The sequence below is a fragment of the Priestia sp. 3CA3 genome (genome assembly GCF_056836725.1).
On sequence record NZ_JBXENJ010000006.1, the window covers coordinates 296396 to 321202 of the forward strand.

At 38.1% G+C, this 24807-nt stretch carries 20 protein-coding genes; 1 reads left to right on the forward strand and 19 read right to left on the reverse strand.

Features of this window, described 5'->3' with window-relative positions; all coding sequences use genetic code 11:
* Positions 1 to 102 precede the first annotated feature (102 nt).
* Both AC1VNJ_RS17965 and AC1VNJ_RS17970 read right to left on the reverse strand, forming a co-directional pair.
* Complete coding sequence (locus AC1VNJ_RS17965) at positions 103 to 1410, reverse strand: MFS transporter (protein WP_034264501.1); 1308 nt, start codon at positions 1408 to 1410, stop codon at positions 103 to 105.
* A gap of 212 nt (positions 1411 to 1622) precedes the next feature.
* Positions 1623 to 2180: a YdhK family protein gene (locus AC1VNJ_RS17970; protein WP_034264504.1), complete on the reverse strand. Its 558-nt coding sequence runs from the start codon at positions 2178 to 2180 to the stop codon at positions 1623 to 1625.
* Positions 2181 to 2408: 228 nt separating this feature from the next.
* Here AC1VNJ_RS17970 and AC1VNJ_RS17975 point away from each other — a divergent pair, with 228 nt between their 5' ends.
* On the forward strand, positions 2409 to 2837 hold the full coding sequence (locus AC1VNJ_RS17975) for a YhfM domain-containing protein (protein ID WP_482641140.1): 429 nt from the start codon (positions 2409 to 2411) through the stop codon (positions 2835 to 2837).
* A 137-nt stretch (positions 2838 to 2974) separates the two neighbouring features.
* On the opposite strand, the gene AC1VNJ_RS17980 is transcribed toward AC1VNJ_RS17975, so the two are convergent.
* The 17 genes from AC1VNJ_RS17980 to uxaC form a co-directional block, all read right to left on the reverse strand.
* Positions 2975 to 5392, reverse strand: a complete 2418-nt coding sequence (locus AC1VNJ_RS17980) for a heavy metal translocating P-type ATPase (RefSeq protein WP_482641141.1) — start codon at positions 5390 to 5392, stop codon at positions 2975 to 2977.
* An 85-nt stretch (positions 5393 to 5477) separates the two neighbouring features.
* Complete coding sequence (copZ, locus tag AC1VNJ_RS17985) at positions 5478 to 5684, reverse strand: copper chaperone CopZ (protein ID WP_482641142.1); 207 nt, start codon at positions 5682 to 5684, stop codon at positions 5478 to 5480.
* Between the two features lie 14 nt (positions 5685 to 5698).
* Positions 5699 to 6031, reverse strand: a complete 333-nt coding sequence (locus AC1VNJ_RS17990) for a metal-sensitive transcriptional regulator (protein WP_014460516.1) — start codon at positions 6029 to 6031, stop codon at positions 5699 to 5701.
* 113 nt (positions 6032 to 6144) lie between these two features.
* Complete coding sequence (locus AC1VNJ_RS17995) at positions 6145 to 6825, reverse strand: response regulator transcription factor (protein ID WP_155008187.1); 681 nt, start codon at positions 6823 to 6825, stop codon at positions 6145 to 6147.
* A gap of 1 nt (position 6826) precedes the next feature.
* Positions 6827 to 8203: a sensor histidine kinase gene (locus AC1VNJ_RS18000; protein WP_047751142.1), complete on the reverse strand. Its 1377-nt coding sequence runs from the start codon at positions 8201 to 8203 to the stop codon at positions 6827 to 6829.
* A gap of 547 nt (positions 8204 to 8750) precedes the next feature.
* The gene (locus tag AC1VNJ_RS18005) at positions 8751 to 9170 is read right to left on the reverse strand and encodes a universal stress protein (protein ID WP_028413689.1); all 420 of its coding nucleotides are present in this window, start codon (positions 9168 to 9170) and stop codon (positions 8751 to 8753) included.
* Between the two features lie 226 nt (positions 9171 to 9396).
* A complete protein-coding gene (locus AC1VNJ_RS18010; RefSeq protein ID WP_013082792.1) occupies positions 9397 to 9594 on the reverse strand; it encodes an IDEAL domain-containing protein in 198 nt (65 codons plus the stop codon).
* Positions 9595 to 9938: 344 nt separating this feature from the next.
* Entirely contained in the window at positions 9939 to 11435 is a 1497-nt protein-coding gene (locus AC1VNJ_RS18015) for a CoA transferase (protein ID WP_098999857.1), read from the reverse strand.
* A gap of 243 nt (positions 11436 to 11678) precedes the next feature.
* The gene (locus tag AC1VNJ_RS18020) at positions 11679 to 11924 is read right to left on the reverse strand and encodes a DUF2164 domain-containing protein (protein ID WP_013082790.1); all 246 of its coding nucleotides are present in this window, start codon (positions 11922 to 11924) and stop codon (positions 11679 to 11681) included.
* Between the two features lie 117 nt (positions 11925 to 12041).
* A complete protein-coding gene (locus AC1VNJ_RS18025) occupies positions 12042 to 13406 on the reverse strand; it encodes a glycoside-pentoside-hexuronide (GPH):cation symporter (RefSeq protein WP_482641143.1) in 1365 nt (454 codons plus the stop codon).
* Between the two features lie 95 nt (positions 13407 to 13501).
* Positions 13502 to 15451 carry a beta-galactosidase gene (locus AC1VNJ_RS18030; protein ID WP_482641144.1) on the reverse strand — a complete coding sequence of 650 codons (1950 nt, stop codon included), beginning with the start codon at positions 15449 to 15451 and terminating at the stop codon, positions 13502 to 13504.
* 610 nt (positions 15452 to 16061) lie between these two features.
* Positions 16062 to 17459, reverse strand: a complete 1398-nt coding sequence (locus AC1VNJ_RS18035; RefSeq protein ID WP_482641145.1) for a glycoside hydrolase family 28 protein — start codon at positions 17457 to 17459, stop codon at positions 16062 to 16064.
* A 42-nt stretch (positions 17460 to 17501) separates the two neighbouring features.
* On the reverse strand, positions 17502 to 18992 hold the full coding sequence (locus tag AC1VNJ_RS18040; protein WP_034264545.1) for a UxaA family hydrolase: 1491 nt from the start codon (positions 18990 to 18992) through the stop codon (positions 17502 to 17504).
* Positions 18993 to 19004: 12 nt separating this feature from the next.
* Positions 19005 to 20468 (reverse strand): tagaturonate reductase, encoded by a 1464-nt coding sequence (locus AC1VNJ_RS18045; protein ID WP_049164154.1) that lies wholly within the window; start codon positions 20466 to 20468, stop codon positions 19005 to 19007.
* Between the two features lie 117 nt (positions 20469 to 20585).
* Complete coding sequence (locus tag AC1VNJ_RS18050; protein ID WP_028413696.1) at positions 20586 to 21599, reverse strand: LacI family DNA-binding transcriptional regulator; 1014 nt, start codon at positions 21597 to 21599, stop codon at positions 20586 to 20588.
* 102 nt (positions 21600 to 21701) lie between these two features.
* Complete coding sequence (locus AC1VNJ_RS18055; protein ID WP_028413697.1) at positions 21702 to 23084, reverse strand: glycoside-pentoside-hexuronide (GPH):cation symporter; 1383 nt, start codon at positions 23082 to 23084, stop codon at positions 21702 to 21704.
* Between the two features lie 47 nt (positions 23085 to 23131).
* On the reverse strand, positions 23132 to 24553 hold the full coding sequence (gene uxaC / locus AC1VNJ_RS18060) for a glucuronate isomerase (protein ID WP_223546529.1): 1422 nt from the start codon (positions 24551 to 24553) through the stop codon (positions 23132 to 23134).
* Positions 24554 to 24807: the final 254 nt, after the last annotated feature.

Sequence of the window (24807 nt, forward strand, 5' to 3'; positions counted from 1 at the left end):
AACAAATTTACCTTATTTCCCTTCTTAATAGCGTTTCTCACATCGCTAAGCAAGGTCGTTATTTATAATCAAAAGTAAAACCCCATAACGAGTCATGGGGTTTTACTTCGTACGTTGATTTTTTGGAATTTTAATTTGTTTAATATCTCCTAGCACATAAATATAAAAAATTAAGCCTAGCAACAATACAATTCCCGCTACCATAAAGCTTAGGTTAAAAGAACCTGTTTTATCTAAAAGGTACCCTGTTAAAGCTGTAGCTATAATTCCTCCAAACAAATTATTAGCTAAATTAACAATAGAACTAAGAAGGGAAATAGAGCCTGCAGGTGCAATTTCTGCAGAAATAGACCAGCCGATTGGTGCGGTTGCAGATATACCTGCCAGTCCAATCGAGATACAAATCATCGCTAAGACGACACTATTAGTGAAAATAGAGCCTAAAAAAACAAACCCTAAGCATAATCCTATAACAATGATGGTGCGATATACTTTTTGACTGTCATAACCTTTTTTTATGAGGTAATCAACAAGCCACCCGCCTACTAAAATGCCAGCAAATGTAGCAATTAGCCAAGGTACTGCCGTAAGCAGGCCCGATGACATGATATCCATACCGTATTTTTCTTTTAAAAAAGTTGGCAGCCACGTTAACAGTAAATTAAACGTATATCCATAGCCTGTAAACCCAATCATTAGCCCCCAAACTTTTCGATTCGTAAATAATACTTTCAAGGTATGTAAAAATTTTGATGTTTGCTCATCGTTTGCATTTAAATTATTTTCTTGAATATACTTCAGCTCATCATCTGATATGCGTCTATGCTTTTCTGGCTTTTCGTAATAAAACCAAAACAGCAGCGTAAACAGCACGTTTATAATTCCAATAGATAAGAATGCTGTGCGCCAATCAAATTTGGTGATGAGAAACGCTACAAGAGGCGCGCCAAGTACATTCGAAAATTTGGCCGCTGAATCAAACAAAGAATTTGGTAAGCTTCTTTCATTTGGAGGAAACCATAGCGACGTAGCTTTTGATGCTGCCGGAAATGCAGAAGCACTCATTATTCCTATTAAAAATCGGACAATATAGAGAAGAAGTTTTCCTTGCAAAAAGGCCATCGACATCGTTAATAAACTCCAAATCACCATACCGACTCTTGTCACCCATGCTACTCCGAACCGATCAAGCAAGCTTCCCGCAGGTATTTGCATGATCGTATAAGAATACGTATAAATAGAAAAGACAATTCCAAGCTCTGTTCCCGTTAAGTGAAATGCATCTTGTATTGCAGGAGCGGCCACTGACACCGCTACACGATCAAAATAGTTTAAAATAATCATACTGCTTAACAAAGATGAAATGAACCATCGTGTGCGTCCTGTTCGCTTTACTGTATGTTCACTCATAGCTAGCTCCTTTCATCAGTAGTTTGTTCGTTTTATTACCGTAGCATTCTACTTAATACCGCAGCTAGAAGACACTACATAAAACCTAAGCTCACCCTACCCATAAAAAATCCGAACGATGAATCGAGATTCTCAATCAAGAATCTTGATTCATTGTTCGGATCTTCTTTCACCAAAAATACTTCTGTCCAGCCTTTTTTCTCGCTAACAGTCTATTTTGCTGAAAGCTCATCTTCCGTTACCCACTTATGATTTTTCACTTTCTCTCCGCCTGTAGTCGGCGTGTAGTCTACCATATATACCGTTGTTTTTTCGGCTGAATCAATCGTTGCTTTTGCCCCTTTCATACCTTTCATATGATCTGCTTCAAGCGTCACTTCGCTGCCTGGCTTTAACTGCTCGTTACCCGCATCTTTTATTTCTTCTTGAATAACCCACTTATGATTTTTTACTTTTTCCCCGCCAGTCTTTGGCTTATACGAAACGGTATAGGCCGTAGTATCGTAAGCACCAACAATCGTTGCTTCAGCCCCGTTCATGCCTTTCATATGATCAGCTTTCATAATGGCTTTATCTCCAACTTTATATGTTGGATTTTCAGCTTGCTTTAATCCTTTTGGAACCTCTCCTGAACTAGAGTGATTCATCTCTGAGTGATCGTGCATGGATTCATTTTTGTCAGCTGAAGGTTTTTCATGACTAGAATCGTTTCCGCATCCGCTTAGTCCAATAATGACAGATGCACCAAGAATAAATAGCTGTTTTTTCATGACAGTCCCTCTTTTCCACCTAATAAATTTTAAAATAAAAATCCTTTAATCCTTAGAAACAACTTATCTTTGCATACTCTTCTTCTTTTCTTTATTGTAGCCAGACTTTGTGCAGATTTTGTGAAGATGAAGGTAATTAGGTACGAAAATTTCCTATGCCTAAAAAAGGCCTTCGTATGAAACACTTACCACTAGGAAAAAGTATAAAAATAAAAGGAGGAAAGAAACATGCTAAAAATACGCTTTGCTCTATCCTCACTCTTACTTGTAGTTAGCTTGGTGATGGGAGTCCCCTTTGCTTCCGCACAGTCCACGCTCTCACCTAGCGTACAAAAGATAGAAGTAACGTCCATTAAAATGAAAACGCTCAAAACGTTTATCGATGAACAAGATATGAATACATTCACCAATAGTATAAAAAAGGCTGAGCGCATGAAACTTCTCTTAGATGAAGAGTCTGCTGGGAGCATCGATTGCAAAATGACCATTACCTATGGAGATGGTTCTAGCCGTCATTATTTCATTTGGATTATGGATGATGGACGTGATGTGTTAATTGCTCAGCAAAAGCATCCAGAAGACCTTCATCTTAAAGGGTATGAATTGAATCAAAAAAATTCCTTGCACCTGACAAAGCTGCTAAAGAATATTCTTTAGCAGCTTTGTTTTACATCACTTTCACCGAAAATGGCTTGGTGACCCAAATATTTTTCACTTTATATTTCCCACACAGCATATACTGCTATAACGGCAAGCACGTACAAAATAGCTGAGATGATCCACTTTTTCATACCTTATAGCCTCACTCTCTGCAATCGCAGTGCATTTAATACAACCGATACAGAACTAAAAGCCATCGCGGCACCAGCAACCCAAGGAGCTAACAGCCCAACTGCTGCAATTGGAATACCGAGCGTGTTATAACCCATCGCCCAGAATAGATTTTGCTTGATATTAGAAATCGTTTTTCTACTCATTTCAATCGCATCTGCAATGCTCATCAAGTCTCCTCGCATCAGCGTAATATCAGCGGCTTCCATCGCTACATCCGTTCCTGTTCCGATGGCCATTCCAATATCAGCTAACGCAAGTGCAGGAGCATCGTTAATACCGTCTCCTACCATTGCGACTTTTTTACCTTGCTGCTGAAGCTTTTTCACTTCTTCTGCTTTGCCTTCTGGCAACACTTCTGCTATAACGTGCTCAATACCCGCTTGCATCGCAATAGCCTGAGCTGTTTGACGATTATCTCCGGTAATCATCATCACTTCTAAGCCCATCTCTTTTAACCTAGAAACTGCTTCTTTAGAAGTCTCTTTAATAGTGTCTGCAACAGCAAGCATGCCGGCATATTTTCCGTCAAGAGCAACGAGCATGGCCGTTTTTCCTTCTCGTTCTAAATTTGTCATTTCTTCTAAAGCTGCATCAATATTCACTTTATGTTGGTTCAGAAGCTTTCTTGTTCCTACTAACAGCTCTCGTTCTTGTACAGTTGCCCTTACTCCATGCCCTGGAATCGCTTCAAAAGATAACGGATCTTGAATTTCTATACCTTTATTTTTTATACCTGCTACGAGTGCTTGAGCTAGAGGATGCTCCGATAAACGCTCAGCTGATGCAACTAACTGTAATAGCTCATTTTCTTCGTAGCCCTGTGCAATACGTACATCGGTTAGCTCAGGCGTTCCATTTGTAACAGTTCCCGTTTTATCTAAAAGAATCGTATCGATTTTATGCGTCGCTTCTAAATGCTCGCCGCCTTTAAACAAAATACCAAATTCTGCTGCGCGGCCCGACCCCGCCATAATGGAAGTTGGAGTAGCTAAACCTAATGCGCATGGACATGCGATCACTAATACGGCGATAAGCTTTTCTAAAGCCGGTGCAAATTCGCCAGGCACAATCCAAATGTACCAGACAAAGAACGTAAGAAGAGCAATTCCAACCACAATTGGCACGAATATACCTGAAATATAATCAGCTAATCTCTGAATAGGGGCTTTAGACCCCTGCGCTTCTTCTACTACTTTAATAATTTGCGCAAGCGCCGTCTCTTTTCCAACGTTTGTAGCTTTTATTTTTAGAAAACCATTTTTATTGAGTGTGGCTCCAATTACTTTATCTCCAATGCTTTTATCTACCGGTACGCTTTCCCCTGTCAGCATGGACTCATCTAAAGCCGATTGTCCTTCAATAATCTCTCCGTCTACAGGTACTTTTTCACCGGGTTTAATAAAAATAACTTCGCCTTTTTGCACTTCTTCCACTGGAATTTCAATTTCCGCTCCGTCTCTTACTACAACGGCCGTTTTAGCTTGTAAACCCATCATCTTTTTAATTGCTTCTGAAGAACGGCCTTTGGCATTGGCTTCAAATAATTTCCCTAAAAGAATCAGCGTAATTAATATAGCACTCGTTTCATAGTAAAGCTGAGTAGTATGAGCAGATGAGCCAAGCGATTTAAGAGAAGAGTATAAACTATAGAAATAAGCTGCGCTTGTACCTAGTGCTACTAAAACATCCATGTTGGCACTTTTGTTACGAAGAGCTTTAAATGCACCTATATAAAATTGCTTCCCTACGACGAATTGAACAGGCGTAGCTAAAGCGAGCTGAACCCATGGATTCATCAGCATATGAGGCAAAGGAATAAACGACGTAAACGTAAAATGACTAACCATTGCCCATAATAACGGTACGCTTAAAATAAATGAAAACCAAAACTTTCCTTTTTGTTTACTCACTTCTTTTTCTCTGTAGCTTTGCTCTTCTTCTTTTTCTTCTGACTTTAGCTTGGCTCCGTATCCAAGCTTTTCAACTCGCTGCGTTATGTCTTGCGGATCTATTTGAGAAGGGCTGTATTCAACAGAAGCCGTTTCTAAAGCAAGGTTAACACTTGCCTTTGTCACGCCTTCTAATTTGTTTAACCCTTTTTCAATACGAGTCGAACAAGCGGCGCACGTCATGCCCGTAATAGCAAATTCGGCTTTTTCACTTACAACTCCGTACCCAAGCTTTTCGATTTTTTCTTCAAAGGCCTGTGGACTTGTTTTAGACGGATCAAATATGATAGTAGATCTTTCCAAAGCCAAATTCACGTTTGCTTCTTTTACACCTTCTATTTTTTTTAATCCTTTTTCAATCCGGTTAGAACACGCTGCACATGTCATACCCGTAATTTGCAAGGTGGCTTCTTTTTGTTTGTCACTCACCGCGTTTCGCCTCCTGTTATATACCTACAAGGGGTATATTTTTCTCCTAAATCAAGCGTGCGAAGGTATTCGCACGCGATGCTGTTTATGCTACGTCATAACCTTGGTCATCAATAGCTTCTTTAATATCTTCGACCATTACTTGACTTGGATCAAATGCAACCGTTACTTTTGCATCTTCTAAGCTTACTTCTACGCTTTTAACGCCATTAAGTTCGCCTACGCCGCCTTCAACAGCTTTGACACAATGACCGCAAGACATTCCTTGTACTGATAATGTTACGTTTTCCATTTCTAGCATCTCCTTTATTTCATTAATCGTTTAATGGTTGTTAATAATTCATCCACTACTTCTTCATCACCAGCTTGCACACGTTCTACAATGCAATGCTTCAAGTGACCTTCAAGCAAAATTTTACTTACACTATTTAAAGCAGACTGCGCAGCTGCGATTTGAGTAATCACGTCGTCACAATACGTATCTTTTTCAATTAATCCTTTAATTCCTCGAATTTGTCCTTCAATTCGATTTAATCGGCTCGTTAGATTTTTTTTCACTTCTGGAGAATGGTGACTTTTTCTTTCACTATTTATCGTACAACATTTTTCTTCACTGTTCATGTGATTCGCTTCGACCATCTAACATCCTCCCTTCATGACTCCATCATACTGTACCCCCCTACCCTATGTAAAGGGAAAAGGTCGCTTACTTTATCTTTCCACCAATTTCGATAGCTATGCTCATATCATTTTCAACTAACATCAACCCACTTATAGCCTATTCCCCATACGGTTTGCAAGTATTCGTCTACGGGAAAGCCCGCTTTTCTAAGCTTATCCCGAACATTTCGCACATGGGAGTCAATAGTACGGTCTCCAATCTCCGCCTCATATCCCCACACTAACACAAGCAAGTCGTCTCGGCTGAACACACGATTTAAATGCTGAAGAAGTAACCCCACCAATTCAAACTCTTTAGGCGTTACTTGAATCTGCTGATCTTTATATTGTAATACGTGATTTTCCTTGCTCCATACTAACCCTTTATAGGTGATTTCATTCTTTTCTTTTGAGGAGCGTCTAAGAACCGCGCTGATACGTGCAACCAATTCTTCTTCGCTAAACGGTTTGGTAATATAGTCGTCTGCCCCTATATTTAATCCTTTTACTACATCTAACGTTTGGCTGCGGGCTGTGAGCATAATGACCGGTAGATCAGACATTTTTCTTACTTTTTGACAAGTCTCCCACCCATCTTCGCTTGGCATCATAATATCTAATAACATCAAATCTGCTTTGTTACCTTCATAAAGATAGCGCAGCGCTTCTGTGCCTTTTTCAAATTTTATACATGTAAATCCATTGGGCAGCAGATAAAGTTCTAGTAAATCCAGCATCCTTGCTTCATCATCGACTAATAAAATAGTTGCCATCCTATCCATCCTCTCTTAATACAATCTCTACAGTCGTACCTTTTCCCGTCTCGCTTGTGATTGTTATTTCTCCTCCATGAGCTTCTACAATCTCCTTTACAATTGATAAGCCTAATCCGTAGCCTCCGCTTTTTCTCGAGCGGGATTTTTCCACTCGATACAGCTTGTCAAATACGTAAGGTAGATCTTTTTCTGGAATGCCTATTCCTTGATCTTTAAGAGTTATTGTCAATGATTCAGCTGATTTTTTTACACTTAAATCAATTTTGGTCTCTTCTTTTGAATAGTTCATTGCGTTATCAAGTAAATTGATAATCACTTGCTGAAATCTTTCAGGATCTAGTGAAACGTAAAGACCTTGAGGGCAGCTTATCTCCAGCTCCATCTCCTTTTCTTTTAAAGCTAAATGAAAATGCGCGCATACGGTGTGCAAATACGTAGCTAGCTCTACTTTTTGTTTTTGAATAAAAAATGTATGCTGATCCAGCTGCGCCAGCTGAAACAAATCTTTGACTAACTGTGAAATTCTTCCTGCTTCTTCTTCCACAATAGCAAGATACTTATCACGTTCTTGCGGTGTATTAGAAGGCCTTCTTGCTACGTCTGCATAGCCCTTTAAATACATCAAAGGCGTTTGAAGTTCATGTGAAATGCTGCTTAAAAATTCATTTCTCTCTTTTCGTAACCGCTGCAGCTCATTCGCTAACGACTGAATGGACATTCCTAATTGTCCAAGTTCATCTCTTGAATGAGCGCCAAGTTTCACAGACAAATCTCCTTGACTCAGCTTCTCTGTTGCTTTTTTCATTTTGATTAAAGGAGCGGTTATAAATTTAGACAGAGCAAAAATAGTCACAATGGAAAATAAAACGGACACAGCTCCCGCTACGTAAAAATGATGCTGTAGTCTCGCAATCATTTCGTGAATATCCTTTGTGTTTTTGAACATATAAACCGTTCCGAACTGTTGATGGCCTTCTTTAATAGGTGATGCCGTGGCGATATAAGGTTTGCTTTTCCAGTCGCCTTGCATAATTTCACCTTTATATGTAAGAGACTTTCCTTTCCATTTCTCTACTGCTTTTCTTGCACCTTGAATTAAAGGTCTAGATGAACTGATAATTTTTCCTGTTTTATCCGTTATGATAACATCAGTTTCTGCTTCTGATTCCATCAGTGCAACATGGTTAAGCGTAGCAGAATCATGATGCTTCTCTAATACTTCCCGGTGACTGTTTCCTCTTAAACGCAAGCTTTGCAGCTCCTCTGAAATTCGTGTATTGGCAAGACCGCTATATAAATAGAAAAAGAGAGCGGCTTCAATTAGTAAAATGAACATTAAAAACAAGAGTCCAAGCTTAATAGAAATACGATTCATTTATTCACATCCCTTGCTTTCATTATAAAAGTAATAAATGAAGAAACTGTGCAGAATAAAACATACCTAATTAAATAACGATTATTCTTTGACATTTTACCATGGGTATCTGACAGCTTAGCGTATGAAGTAAGTTTATCATACAGCAAATTTCGAACTTACGAAGCGTGCAGCAATACATAATCCAAAAGCAAAAAGAGATTGAGACATAACAAAATCACTCTAATCTAAAGACGAACGAATTGGATAAGGGAGCTAGTATAAATTAATGGTCACACCGCAGTTGATTTCCGTGCAAGACTTCGCTTTCCGCGGGCGGCCGCTGAGCCTCCTCGTTGCTTACGCTCCTGCGGGGTCTCACCTGTTCCGCTTTCCCCGCAGGAGTCTTCGTCTTACCCTCCAATCAACTGCTAGAAGCAACTATATACATGAAACCTACGTTCACCATACCAATAAAAAAATCCAAACGAGTTGGATTCTTCATCAAGAATCTCGATTCATCGTTCGGATTTTTCTTTAACTAAACTACTTTTACCCCAGCCTCTTTTTATTTAACAATAATAACAGGACATTCTGCGGATTGAGCAACTTCGTGACTTACACTTCCTAGAAAGGTCTCTTTAACAAAGCCCTTTCCTCGGCTTCCTATTACAATGACGTCTTGTTGATTGTCACGTGCGTATTCAATAATTTTCTTTGAAGCAGTGCCTTCTACACCGTATGCCTCATATGGAATACCTGATTGAGTTAAATGATTGTGAGCTTCAGATAAAATATCGCGGTTTTCTTCTTCTATCAGTGCGTCCAAGTCAACGCTAAAAACAGGCTGCTGCAAGTGAATTCTTTCCTTAATATGTACAATTGTCAGCTTATTAGCATTTACGCTTTCAGCTAGTTTACTTGCATGTTGAAGAGCACGAATAGAAGGTGCGGAACCATCAAAGGCGACTAAGATTTTGTTATACATATCAAGAACCCTCTCTCTTTTTGTTCTTTCATGATGTATTACCATCTAGATGCTGTAGATGATAAAGCAAAAAATAATAAAGTAAGAGACTTCTTGATTTTTGCTTTATCATCCATACTATACTTTTACCGCTTTCAGAAAAAACAAAACATTTATCCGTTTTTTTCCATATGAAAAACCTTTGCTCACTAGAAGCAAAGGCTGATTGTTTATGTTAGTAGGTTATTTAACAAACTTCTTTTAACTCTTCAGTTAAACGTAAAAAAGTTTCTTTATCTCTTTTTTCTAAAGACTGATCGATTTGCAGTAAAAGCTGTGCTTTTTTAAAGTCACGAAGAGATTTGTTTAGCACTAGTTGAGCTGCTGTCGCGTCTGATACTTTTACTTCTTCTCGTGTCATTTTGCGGGACGTATAGTTTTCCATTACAAGTCAACTCCTCATCCTTTTCGCTATTATATAAGAAATCATATAATTATTCAAATATTTTTTCTTATTTTTCATTTTAAATTTGACCCCCAAAAACCGAGATTAAGACATAGCGAAATTAATTCAATCTAAAGACAAACAAATTGGATACATGAGCTGAACCGCTTGTGACACCGCTGTTGATTTCCGTGCAAGCGCTAGAAGCATCTACCCACATAAACGAAACCTACGTTCATCACAATAACAAAAAAATCCGAACGAGTTGGATCCTTTATCAAGAATCTCAATTCATCGTTCGGATTTTCTTTCCACTAAAATAATTTTGTCTCAGCCTCTTGTTATCACAACCACTCTGGGCGTGAAGAACCTCGAGGAACGAGAACCGTCTTATATTCCCCTGGAGTTTCCGACATTTCGATTTGTTCTGTAAGCCCTTGGTACAATCCTAAAGGTGTTTGGGCTGTAAAGAGATCCGGTGCAATGTACTCATGCTTCTCTGACGAACCAGCTGTTTGATGGGCGTATGTTTTGTCATAGATGCCCATTGATAAGATCCATAAAGATACGCGATCTAATGATACACGCACGCGGTAGCTGCCTCCTTCTTTTGCTCTTCTTTCTAGTGCCATTAAAGCACCAACTTCAAGCAGCCAAGAAACTGCATAATCATTGACAACTACAATAGGAGGCAGCTGAGGATTTTCTGGCGACCCTTCTAACGCCATGACTCCCGTTACGCTTCCCGCTGTCTGGTCAAATCCATTTCTTTTTGCCCACTCTCCTTGCGTCCCGTGCAGGTTAACGGTGCAGTGGATGATGCCTGGTTTTAGTTCTGCACACTCTTCAGCTGTTAGACCGTATCTCTCTAGAAATCCGTAGCGACGGTTCGCAAAAAAGATATCGGCTTCTTTTAGAAGTTCAACCATTTTTTCTTTTCCTTCTTTTTCACCGATATCCAGCGTTGAAGAGCGCATACCGACATTAGACGTAGCGTAAATCGTATCATGCTCCCAATCCGTTGGCTTCCAAATATTTAAGACGTCCGCACCGTGTAAAGCGAGAGCTCTACCGAATCCTGCTCCTGCAATAACGTGACCAAGACCTAATGCTCGAATACCATCTAGCGGCGTTTTAGGATTCTTGGAAAAAGGAATCGGCTCACTTTCTCCAATCTTTTCAATTTCAACTAAAGGAAGCTGAGCTATTTCTTCATACACGGCTTCTTTCATAAACTCTTCAATTGTCCGCACAACAGGCATGATAACTCCTCGCTCCGCTGCAGCTTTTTCCAATTCTTCTGCATTCCATCCGCGAATCGCTTTTGCCACTGCATCAGGGTCTTCTATACAATTTAATAGCTTGAGCGTTTCATGCTTAGAGCGTGGATACGGATTCAGCGGCATTACCCATTTGCCGTCTTTTGTTTGATAAAAGCGAAAGCCTAATGGATTATAAGGATCATTTGCTTTACTCGGGGCATACCCATTAAGCTTTTCCCATTTTTTATCGTAAAAAGGTGATAATCTTCGGATCGCTTTTCGTAAATCCATATGAATATCTTGACCTTTTCCTCCGCGTATTCTCCAAATTTTTGAGACAGCTACTGACTTAGCAACCAGTGCAATAGCTGCTGCTGAGGCAAGTCGCAGCGTACTAGGAACAATCGGATCTTCTCCGTAAAATGTAATGTTTCCTCCGCTGTCTTTTGCTGATAAGCCGACTCCTTGAAGCACATTTTCCAGCTCTTGATAGATATCAAAATCACTATTATCCGTTAAACGATTTTCATTTGCTTTCACAATAGATTTTGTTAGCTGACCTTTCGTAATGTTGCTCATGTGTAGTCCCTTCTTTCCTCATATAATTACCTCATTATGTCCCTGCTTGCTGAAGTTATGCCCTCATCAAGTTAAATCAAAACACTTTAAATATAACCTTTACGTTAACGTTAATATTATCTTAAAACGAATGTATCATATATCACTTGGGCGAACAAATAATTTGTTTCATAAACAAACAAAAGCGCTTTATGTTTTTGTACATAAAACGCTTTTTTCCTATTTCATATTTTCTTTTTCGAACTACTTTTCGATTGGTTTTTTTAATGCATGTAAATTTTCTTCTGCAGAAAGCATGACCTGGTTCATAATATCTTCCGCATCTTTAATGGCTTGGTTATAAAAGTGAGGACCTATATGTTCTTTAATAAACTCCAATACATTTTCCGCTGCAAATTCACTGATTTCTTCATCTCGTTCGTTATAAAAAAACGTTTGAATTTCATTCAGCATTTTATCTTTGTCTTCTTTTGAAAAATTAATAAACATAAACAAAACTCCTCTTTACATTGATATCTGTCTACCTGACATCATAGCAAGAGGAGCTGAGAAAATGCAGTCTTTTTTTCTTGTGATTTTTGTGTACAATGCTTGTGTTGATTTGAATTAGCTAGACACTTTCATAGCCGGTTTTCCTTTTATGCGGCTTGAGCGTTTTTTCATATCCTGTAAAATCTCTAAATATCTCTTTTCCGTCAACTCATATTTTACGAGTGGGACAAGTGATAACAAGCAAAGAATACCCGGAATAATCGTAAAGATTAAAGCAATCCAAATGAGCGTGCTGTGTGACTGAATTTGATTTGGCACGTACCCTACTGCTGAAAGGATGTACCCACCTACTGCTCCACCCACTGCTGAAGCGACCTTTGTTTTGAAAATATTCGTAGAAAACACCATTCCTTCTGCTCGGTTCCCCGTTTTCCATTCGCCGTATTCTACACAGTCAGCGAGCATAGATGTTTGAGCAATGTTACTAACCCCACCGCCAAAAGAAGCTAAAAAGCTTAAAATCATCACTGGCATAACGTGGAAACCCGTTGCAAACATTGTAAGAGTGGCTACAGCATTTAGGGCAATTCCCCCTATTGCTGCACGTTTCTTTCCAAATTTATTTGAAATGAAAGGAGACGCGATCGCTCCTACAATTTGTGCTGTGAAAAATAAGGTTAAATAAAGAGACGCGATGTTCTCTGCATTTAAATTGTATTTAAAATAGTAAATAGAAAACGTAGTTCGAATCGTTAAAATTGTTTCAACTAAAAGCATTGAGAAAATCAGGTAGCGCAACGGTCTATTTTGAATAAATAAGTTCCAAACTGCTTTTGGCGTCTGCTTTTCCTGTCTTTTTACGGTATAGTTTTCTTTTACTCCTGAAAATGTGATGATCATTGTAATCATTAAGATACACGCATAAATAAGACTAAGCATAAACCAGTTTCCAAAATAATGAGCTAGTGGAAGAGTTAATAAACTAGCAAATAAAGACCCTACTGCTGCAATGGTTCTAGGAAAAGCTACAACTTTATTTCGTTCTTTTACATCTTGTGTAATCGTTGCTGAAAGCGACCAATAAGGAATATCCATGATAGCAAAGCTTGTTCCCCACGCGATATAAGTGATATAAGCATAAATTAATTTTCCTGTGTGAGAAAGATCCGGACTAATAAAACACGCGACTGTAGCAACAGCTGCAAAAAATCCGCCTATTAAAAGATAGGGCCTAAACTTACCAAATCTCGTTTCTGTATTATCAACAATCATTCCGATAATAATGTCTGCAATTCCATCCCATATCCTTGCAATAAGAAATAAGGTTCCTACGGCTGCAGCATTTAATCCTACACTATCCGTATAAAAAATCATTAAATATGTACTTGTTAATGCATAAATAATATTGTTTCCAAAACTCCCCATTCCGTATGATAATACGGTTTTGAGAGAAACTTTTGACTGTACCCCCATGTTCATGTAACCTAACTCCCTTCTCCTATAAAACGCTTTCATATCATATTATGAGTGACTAGAATCTCATTGCTTTATGAGATTCTAGTGTCCTGTTGCTACTACATGTTTTCTACAACTCGACTTTCGTAAGGCTGCAGAACAATATCTTTAAATACTTTTACTTCTGGCGTATGGTTCATAAGGAAGTAATAACTTGTCTCTCCAAGCTTGCGAGGATATACTTCAACTCCATCTTCACTTTCCGTATGCTCAATCTTCTGCTGTTTTACAATATCAAGCGCCATTTTTTCAAACGTTTGCCCTTCAATTCCACAGCCTACATAATAGACCGTCCCGCGACCAAACTGATTTTTTGTTACAGCCGCTTGATTATAAAATGGATCATCATACTCATACAGCACTTCAGCTGTTACAGGTGTGATAATGTCTCTCCACACGGACGCACTTGCTTGTTCTCCTTCATACGGTACTTTTCCTTTAATAGCTGCTTTTTGAGTAGAAGACAGTGCTTCCACTTCATGAATTTCAATCCCTGTTATTTCTTTTACATATCCGGGCAGCGTCTGTTTAAAGTGAATATTATTTTGTTTGTCTTTAATGCCGGTTCTAAACGTAAAAACGATGACGCCTCCGTTTTCAGTAAATTCAGTAAATCTTTTACCTAGTTCTTTATCAATGATTTGCAAAGCCGGAACAACCAGTACTTTATAGCTTGAAAAATCTCTTGTAGCAGGAATAACATCAATTGGTGTATTCAACTTATAAAACGGGGTATATCCTCTAAGAAGCTCCTGCGTAAAGTCAAATCCTTCACTTTGCTGCTGAAAACGCCATGACCATATATTTTCATAGTCATATAAAACGGCAATCTCCGATTTAATATCAGACTCAAGCACATGTTCGTAATGAACGATTTCACTAAATAACGACTGAACTTCTTTGTAACGTTTTCCATAGTGATTATCGTGACCTACAATTCCGTAGCAGTATTGCTCAGCTCCTCTTGTCATTCCGCGCCAGCGAAAATACAGCATATTCGTGCATCCATGAGCAAAAGCTTGATAAGACCACATTTTTGCCTGATTAGGTCGCGGTAGATAACCGATGATATCATGACCTTGAGCACCCATTAATTCCTCTACAATCCAGAAATTTTTATGTAACAAGCCTCTATTAAAATCATGACCTAGTGCAATATGAGCCGGGGTAATCGGCTCTGTTTGACCGCCCCATACCGGATAATTATCATAGGATACAAAGTCCATTACTTCTAGGTTTTCTTCATGATCGAACCATTTATCAAAAAAGCCTCCTGATACGTTCGTGGTCAACAGCTGGTGATCACCTTTATATTTCTTCACAATCGCTGTTTGTTCGTGAGCGTATCTGTTTAACGAAAAAGAGCGAAAGCGGGCCCAGTCTAGCTTTAACGAAGGACTGTGTGTCGTAATTGTTTTTACAGGCATAGGCACTTCGGTAAAGTCGTTATACGTTTGTCCCCAGAAAATAGTGCCATACTTTTCATTTAACTCATGAATATCTTTATATTTTCTTTCCAAAAACTGCTGAAACTCTTTATGACATTGTTCGCAGTAACACATATCACTGCCTTCATGGCCAAATTCATTGTCAACTTGCCATGCTACGATTGCTTCTTCTGAGCAGTAGTGCTTTACTAGTTGTTCTGTAATCTGAGCGCTATACTGCCGGTAAAGAGGAGAATTAAAACAATATTGACGTCTTCCTCCAAATGCTCTGACCGCCCCATTTTCATCTTTTGATAAAATAGAAGGATGCTGCTTCGCAAGCCAAGCCGGAAAAGTGGCAGTAGGGGTACCAAACATAACGTCAATACTCTGTTTTTTAAGCTTATTGATAACGCTATCAAAAAAAGAAAAGTCATATTGCCCTTCGTTAGGCTCCATAAGATGCCAAGCGAACTCCCCTATTCTCACCATATTTGATCCTAACTCTTTAATACCTTGGATATCTTCTTCTATCATATTCTCTGGCCAATGTTCAGGGTAATAATCGACGCCGATGTACATTTTTCTCTACTCCTATCTATTTCTTTATTTCATTAAATGAACGTTTTGCTGTTACTTGTGAAGGTATTCTTGGAAACGGTGATCAAAAGCAAAAAAATCACATTTCCTGTCTTCATAAATAATTCTCTATTCAACTTTTAAGATACATACTTTCTAATCTTTTAAAACGCTTACAAGTTTATTTTATGAACTTTATTCAAAATATTCAATGGTAAAAATTTAGAGAAAAACATCCTTTTTTTGCTCTTTATTAAAATAAAGAATAAAACGCTTACAAAGACAAATGTTTTTATAATTCTTTTATATATCTTCCCTCACACTCCCCACATCCACATTTAGGTAATAAATTGCTTAGAAAACAATCTTCAAAAGTCATTTCTTTCATACATGTTATCTATCAATTAGTAAGAGTCATTTGACTTATCTATAAAATAGTAAAAATTCCAGAGCAGGTTTTTACCATTATTAACACATTGATCCTACGTTCACCATCACAACAAAAAAAAGACCGCACAATGAATCGATAATCTCGATTCATTGTGCGGATACTTCTTGGGCTAAAATACGTTTGTTCTACCTCTTACTTGCAGCTGATTATGAACACGCCCTTTTACGGATTTGTATTCATGCAGCTTCCATTTATACAAAACTCTTCAAACACAGGGTTCTTTACATTCTCCATTAACAATGGGGTTGCAACATGCTGGAAATTAGAATGACGAATTGTTAGGTTTGTAACGGGAGAACGTTCATAGGCTCGAATCCATAAGCCGTATTTCCCTCCATTACTTTGCAAATTTTCTATGTTGATATTACGAACAACGGGCGTAAAATTCCCTGTGTCTCCTTCTTCATAGTACATGTCTATTTGAATCACTTCACTGCCAACGCTTTTGACCGTATTGTTGCTAAAGTCGATATCTTCAATCGTTCCGCCGCGAACTGAATTTGTTTTAATACGCAGCGCCCGGTCTAGATTGGGACTGTCCATAACATTGTGCTGAGCAAATACGTTCCGGACGCTTCCTGATATTTCGCTGCCGATCACAACGCCCCCGTGGCCATCTTTCATTTCGTTTCCTTCAATAATAATATTTTCACTTGGTACGTTGATTCTTCTTCCATCTGCATTACGCCCCGACTTAATCGCAATACAATCATCTCCATTGTCAAAATAAGAATCTTTAATAAGCACATTTTCACTCGATTCAGGGTCTACTCCATCATTATTAGGACCATGACCTATAATTTTTACATCATCAATTAAAATGTTCTCGCTTAAGACAGGGTTGATTTGCCACATGGGCGAATTTAAAATGGTTACACCTTTTATCATGATATTTTTGCTGTGATAAGGCTGAATAAAACTAGGTCTCAAATAGTGCCCTTTGCCAAATACGCGCTCTTTAACAGGAACTTTCTCTTCTGCCATTTTAAACAGCAAATCGCGATCTTGCTGTTGATTGGGCTCTCCTACTTTCCATCCAAACTCCTTTTTTCCTTTCCAGGGCCACCAATGTTCGTTATCACCCTGTCCATCTAACGTACCTTCTCCTGTAATCGCAATATTTTTTTCGTTATAAGCATAGATAAGCGGTGAATAATTATATAGCTCCACGCCTTCCCATCTTGTTAAGACAGCAGGTAAGTATTTGTCAGGATTTTGACTAAACTTAATGGTAGCTTTTTTCATTACATGAAGATTTACGTTGCTTTTTAAATAAATCGCACCGGTAACATAAGTTCCTGGTGGAACAACAACGCGCCCTCCTCCTGCTTTGTTAGCCGCTTCGATTGCTTTTTTAAAAGCAGCCGTTGAATCAGACTTTCCATCTCCTGCTGCTCCGTACCGCTTAATATTAAACGTACGGTTCGGAAATGAAGGAGGCTGAATTTGTTCTTTAACTGCTGTTATTTTTTCACTTGCTGAAAGAGCTTCTCCTTGGGCAGAAAACGGTAAAATAAGCATCAGAGTCATCACAAACAAAGAAAGCACATATTTTTTCACTAGCTTTTCCCCTTTCGTTTAACAATCTAGTAACCGACTTATTTATAAAGTAACGCCTGTTTTAAAAATGGCCATTTCTTTAAAATCATTTTTTTCGTTATTTACAAGCTCTCCGCTAGAAACCCCGATCATGTACTCAATAAAGCTTTCTAACGTAGCTTCTTCTGTGTCACCTTCAACCAATACCCCTCCATTAAAATCAATCCAGTGCGGCTTCTTGTTATAAAGAGCGGTGTTTGTAGAAATTTTTATAGTGGGCACAAACGTTCCAAACGGCGTTCCTCGTCCCGTTGTAAACAGTACAATATGACACCCTGAAGCCGCTAAAGCAGTTGAGGCAACTAAATCATTTCCAGGAGCACTTAGTAAATTTAAACCGTTAGTTTGTAAGCGATCTCCGTAATTTAACACGTCTACGACTGGGGCCGTGCCTGCTTTTTGAGTACAGCCAAGTGATTTATCTTCTAACGTTGTAATGCCGCCTGCTTTATTGCCGGGAGAAGGATTTTCATACACCGGCTGTTTATGATTGAGAAAATACGTTTTAAAGTCATTAACCAGATGAACAATTTTATCAAATGTTTGTTCATCAACAGCTCTTTCCATTAGCAGGGTTTCTGCACCAAACATTTCAGGTACTTCTGTTAAAACTGTTGTGCCTCCTTGAGCAATGAGCCAGTCAGAGAATTTACCGAGCAGCGGATTTGCTGTAATACCAGATAATCCATCTGACCCACCGCATTTAAGACCTACTTTCAGCCTGGAAATATCAACGTCTTCTCTTTTATCATCTTTAGCAGCAGCATAAATTTCTTTTAACAAAGTGACTCCTGCCTCAATTTCATCCTCGACGTCTTGAGATTGTAAAAACTTCACTCTGCTTTCATCAATTGTACCTAGCGCTTGTTTAAATTCTGTTAAGCTATTATTCTCACATCCAAGCCCTAATACTAATACGCCTCCAGCATTTGGATGCTGTACCATTCTCGTAAGCATGGTTCTTGTATTAAGGTGATCATCACCGAGCTGAGAACATCCGTAATTGTGTTTTAAAACGGTTACATGTTCAAAAGGCGAGATATCACCTATTTCTTTTTGAAACTGTTTAATCATTTGTTCGGCTATACCATTTACGCACCCTACCGTTGGAATAATCCAAAGCTCATTTCTAATTCCAATGTCTCCGTTTTTGCGGCGATATCCTTTAAACGTTAGCGATTGTTTTTTTTCTTTAGGAGCTGCTAACTTTTGATGAAATTCATATTCGTTAACATTATTTAAATTTGTTTTTGTGTTATGCGTATGTACCCATTCACCAGGTGAAATAGAGTGCGTCGCATGCCCGATTGGAAAACCATATTTTATAATGTTGCCGCCCGCTGAAATTGGCGTAAGAGCTATTTTATGGCCCCGTTTCACTTCTTCTTTTAGAGAAATTTCTTTTCCATCAACCATAAGGTTCTCTTGTGCCAAAAAATCTCGTAAAGCTACTGCTACATTATCTTCCTCATGAATACGAATTACTTCTTTCATATGCTTCACCTCTTACTGTTTAGTTGCGGTTACATAGAGAATTTCTTTTATTGCCTGTTTCATTCCGAGAGTTTCAATGGCTAAGACTCCATTTGTTACGGCTTCTGTTAAGCTAGGAATCGTATTTAAATTCTCTCCCCAATGCTCTTTATATCCCAGTACTTCTTTTACAATGTAAGAAATGCTTTTTTCAGTACCGTCAAACGTATTCCAAAGAGATTCATACATTTCTAGAACTGCAGGGTCATCTGATAGTTCAATTTTTTCTCCTTCTCTTTTTCCTTTATAAAAAGAAATGAGGGCACTGAGAGAAAATGTAAGCAAAGCCGGCAGCGCTCCTTGCTTTTCAACGTACTCTTTAAGAGTTGGGATGTTTCGCGTTTTAAACTTTGTCATGCTGTTCAAAGAGATGCTCATTAATGCGTGGTGGATAAACGGATTTTGAAAGCGTTCTAATGCAGATTTAGCAACTGGCAAAGACTCTTCTTCCGAAACTGGTAAACTAGGAATAATTTCTTCATACAGACACTTTCGAATAAACGTTCCGATTACATCATCTTCGACTGCTTCTCTGACCGTATTTAGTTCCGCTAAATACGCAACAGGCATCATAGCAGTATGAATCCCATTTAAAATTCTGACTTTCTGCAGCGCATATGGTGCAATGTCGTTCACAAATTTCACATGTAAACCAGCTTCTTCCGTGGGAAACTCTTCTTTTACCCACTCAGGTCCCTCAATAACCCATAAGTAAAATGGCTCTGCGATCACAAAAAACTCATCTTCATAACTCAGTTCATTGAGCAGATTTTCATCGTTTGGATAACCTGGCACAATTCGGTCAACAAGCGTGCAGCAAAAAGCATTTGCTTCGTGTATCCATTCGGTAAACTTTTTCTCTAAATTCCATTTGTCGGCATAGCGCAATACCATTTTCTTTAACAAATCCCCGTTTCGCTCCACTAATTCACAAGGAAGGATAATAAGTCCCTTTGTTGGATCTCCTTGAAAAGCTTGAAACCGCTTATATAGAAATGCCGTAACTTTACCAGGAAAACTCGTTTGCGGTGCATGTTCCAAGCGGTCTTCTTCTAAAAATGCGATACCTGCTTCTGTTGTATTAGAAATAAGAAATCTTAGCTCTTCTTTCTCCGCTAATTGCATATACGCCTCATAATCTTCATATGGATTTAGACCGCGGCTAATAGATTCAATTACTTCATGTTCTTTGACTGCTTTACCGTCTTGAATTCCTTGAAGAGAAACCGTAAACAAACCGTCTTGCTCATTCAATTTACCTGCATTTCCCGTAATTCTCGGATTGATAGCTACTATACTGCCTTTAAATGCAGTGCGTTTGTTCATTTGATGAATTTGCCAATCAGCAAACCCTCTTAGAAATACGCCTTCTCCAAACTGCAGTACTTTTTCTGGGTATATACGTGTGTTAGCTTGCATCTGACGGTTTAACTTCATGTTAGCATCTCCTTCTTTGCACACATTAACATTGTTATTTTTATAGCTTTTTATATTGTTTTATTTCTTAAAAATGTTAACGTTAACATTTTTGGGCCGGTTATACTAAATAACCGGCTACATAGATGAGCGTGACTTTACAGACTGGCGAACCATTAATTCGGTATTAATTAAAACTTTATTTTGCAGCATCTTTTTGTCATCTTTGTCCATTAATGATAAAACTGCTTCTGCTCCAGTCATGCTGATTTTCTCGATTGGTCTTTTAACGGTTGTGAGTGAAGGAGTGGTGTATTTGGCTAATTCAATATCATCAAATCCAATAATTGAGATATCACTCGGTACGTTTAGCCCAGACTCGAATGCGGCGTTCATAGCACCGATTGCCATATCATCATTTGAACAAAAAACAGCAGTAGGCGGCTGCTTTAACCTTAACAGTGCTTTCATTCCTTCATATCCGCTTTGCATATCGTAATTTCCTTGAATCATATACTCTTGGCGAATGGAAACATTGTGATCAATTAACGAGTTAAGAAATCCTTCCTTACGCTGTTGAGTTGATTTAAAACCTTCTATTCCTTCTATGATTGCAATATGCCTGTGACCTAATTCAATCAAATATTCGCCGGCTTTGTAGGCTCCTTCTTTGTCATTTGACAAAATATTAATAATCGATGAATCGTCAACTTGACGGTTGAGCACAATCAACGGGATGCCTTTTTCTACTACGTTATATATAAAAGTGTTATCACGGTCGCTTTGACTCATTAAAATAATCGCATCAAAGCGTTTATTGTTGATGTACGTATAATCATCATAATCGTCAATGCCTCTTACAAATAAATTATACTGAACATCAATTACTTTACTTACCCCTCTAATACTATCTACTAAAAAACTTGGTGACGTACCGTTTGCCATGCTCGTAAAAAACAATCCAATTGTATGAGATTTTTGAAGCACTAAATTTTTCGCATGATAATCAGGAATATAGTTAAGCGTATTTGCAATCTCTAAAATTTTCTTTTTTGTTTTTTCTTTAATAAGCGGACTATTGTTTAATGCACGTGAAACCGTTGTATGTGATACGTTTGCTAGTTTTGCAATATCCTTAATTGTAACACCCATTTCATTTACCTTCCTTTAATGAATCAGTATCGATTTTTATTATAAGGATATCACAAGTTAGTAGGAATAATAAGCAAATGGTGAATGTTATGACAGTTTTGACTAAGACCTAGCATGAATATCTTGGACAATCTCCGCGTGTTTCTTATCCGTTAGCTTATACATAAAACCAATAATCACTGCAGCAATGGATAAAGCAATAGCAGGATATAGTAACAGCAAACTTTTAATTCCCACTAATGTACCTGCCTTTTGTGCCACGTTTGGGATATACCCAACTAACCCTAAACCAATACCTGATAAGAAGCCGGATAGCGACTGAGCAAGCTTTCGAGAAAAGTTGAACAATGAATACGTTGTGCCTTCTTTTCTTTCGCCTGTTTTCCATTCACCATAATCAATAATATCTGATACAAATGCCCATGTAATCCCGTTAGGAATGCTGATACCTATAAAAGCAATACTTGCTAAAATCGTAAAAATTACGACGTTAGAAGGCATAAAGAAATTTACTGTGTCCGCTGCAATACTGATTCCTAAACCAATCATTGCAGCTTGCTTTTTTCCAAATCGGCTAACAAGCTTTGGCAGCATAATGACTCCTAGAAAGGATGAACCAATAATAATAAAGTTCATGTAAGCCATCAATTTAACATTTCCTAAATTATACTGTGCAAAGTAAATAAGCATAGCTGATTTAATATTGTAAGCTGAAATGGTAAATACCGTCATAAACACTAAAATTAAAAGAGGTTTGTTACTTACAAACGTTTTAAAAATAGACTTGACTGATAGTTTTTCTTTTGGACTCTCTTTTACGACAATGCGTTCTTTGCAATTGCGATAGCATACATAAAAAGCGATGATTCCAATGACCGACATAATTCCCATAACAACAGGATAACCGATTTTTTCATTTGGAAATAACAGAATGAGCGGTACAACAGCAATGCTGGTTACAAACAGTGCACCTAGCGATCCTGTTTGACGAAAAGCAGCAAGAGACGTGCGATCAGAAGTATTTTGAGTCATGGATGCGCCTAGCGATCCGTATGGAATATTGACAAATGAATAGCCAATTCCCCAAATCATATAAGAAGCGTACGCATAAATTAATTTACCCGCCGGTGAAAGATTTGGCGAAATAAACGTGAGTACGGTTAAAATGGCTAACACCATACTTCCGAATAGTAAATACGGCCGGAATTTCCCTTTAGCTCCGATGTTTTTTCGGTAATCAATGGACGAACCAACAATGGGATCACAAACTGCTGCAAATAACTTACTTACTAGAAAAATCCCTCCCGCAGCCGCGGCAGGGATGCCTGCCACATCTGTAAAGAACTTCAACAAATAAAGCTGCCCTAAATCAAACATGAAACCGTTACCAAAATCACCCATACCATAAGATATTTTTTCTTTTACACTAAGATTTTTCTTTTCTACTTTTATTTCAACCTTTCTTTCTGTTGCCACAACACTCATGGTAATCCCCCTTCTCCCCTTGCAATTCTTTAAACTATTTTGCCCCTTTATTTTTGCAGCGTATAGGCTGGGAAGCTAAAGTAGTCTTTAGCATTTTCATAACATATTCCTTTTACAATTTGCTCAAGCAGCTGCTGGTCATTAGGTACTTCCCCTTCTTCCACCCACGTACCAATTAAGCTGCATACTAATCTTCTGAAATATTCATGCCTTGTATATGAAAGAAAACTTCGAGAATCTGTCAACATACCGATAAACCGACTAAACAACCCAACATTTGATAACGCTTTCATTTGTTCTAACATACCTTCTCGTTGATCATTAAACCACCAAGCCGTACCAAGCTGCAGCTTGCCAGGAATACCGTCTCCTTGAAAGCTGCCAATTATACTTGCTAATACATAATTATCTTTTGGATTTAACGAATATAAAATCGTCTTTGGCAAACTATTTTGTACGTCCATTTGATCAAGAAGCTGTACGAGAGGCTCTGCCACTTGTCCGTCATACATCGAGTCATACCCTGTATCTGGACCTAACTGACGAAACATTTTGGTGTTATTGTTTCTAAGAGCATGAAGGTGAAATTGCATTGCCCAACCTAGCTCATTATACAGCTTCCCTAAAAAGATTAACGTATATGACTTGTATTTACTTTCTTCTTCAGTACTTACGCCTTCACCTTTTAAGGCTTTTAAGAAAATCTCCGAAACTTCTTCTTTCGAAGTCTTCGTATATACCATTTTATTTAGTGCGTGATCAGATAAACGCCCTCCCATGGAATGGAAAAAACGAGCTCGACTTTCAAGAGCTTTTAACAAATCATCATAGGTGTGAATGGAGCGGTTTGAACAATCTTGCAACTTTGCAATCCAGCTCTTAAACCCTTCTTGGTTGATTTCAAGCCCTTTATCCGGACGAAAACTTGGAAGTACTTGGGTCTCAAAACCTTGGACATCTCTTAGTTTCATATGATACTCTAATGAATCTGTTGGGTCATCCGTTGTACAGATAACTTTTACGTTAGAACGTGTAATAAGATCTCTTGCACCAAACTTACCGCTGCGTAATTTCTCGTTTGCTTTTTCCCAAATAAACGGTGCCGTCTGTTCATTTAATATTTCATCAATATCAAAGAAACGCTTTAACTCTAGATGCGTCCAATGATATAGCGGATTCCCAATCGTCATTGGAACTGTTTTAGCCCACGCGAGAAATTTTTCATAGTCACTCGCTGATCCTGTTATCTTTTCCTCTTCAATTCCGTTCGCTCTCATCAGTCTCCATTTATAGTGATCTCCATCTAGCCAAACGTTAGTTAACGTTTTAAACTGTTTATTCTCATAAACTTCCTGCGGGTTTAAGTGGCAATGATAATCAATAATCGGCATATCTTTTGCGTAAGTATTATACAAGTGTGCTGCTGTTTCATTTGTTAATAAAAAATGGTCATCCATAAAATTTTTCATTTCCATTCACTCCTTCGCTTTTTTGTTAACGTTAACAAAATTAGATAAATTGATGAATAATCTTATTTATAGATAACTATATTAATAAGTTATAATCTTCAACAACAAAAATGTTAACGTTAACATTTTATTTAATTCTATTACTTATTTCTAAATTTTACAACAATTTATCTTTATATTTTTTCGTTTTTTTTCTTTTCTTGTTTTCATATACTGATTCTTCATTTTAAAAAACAGGATTTATGACATGTTTC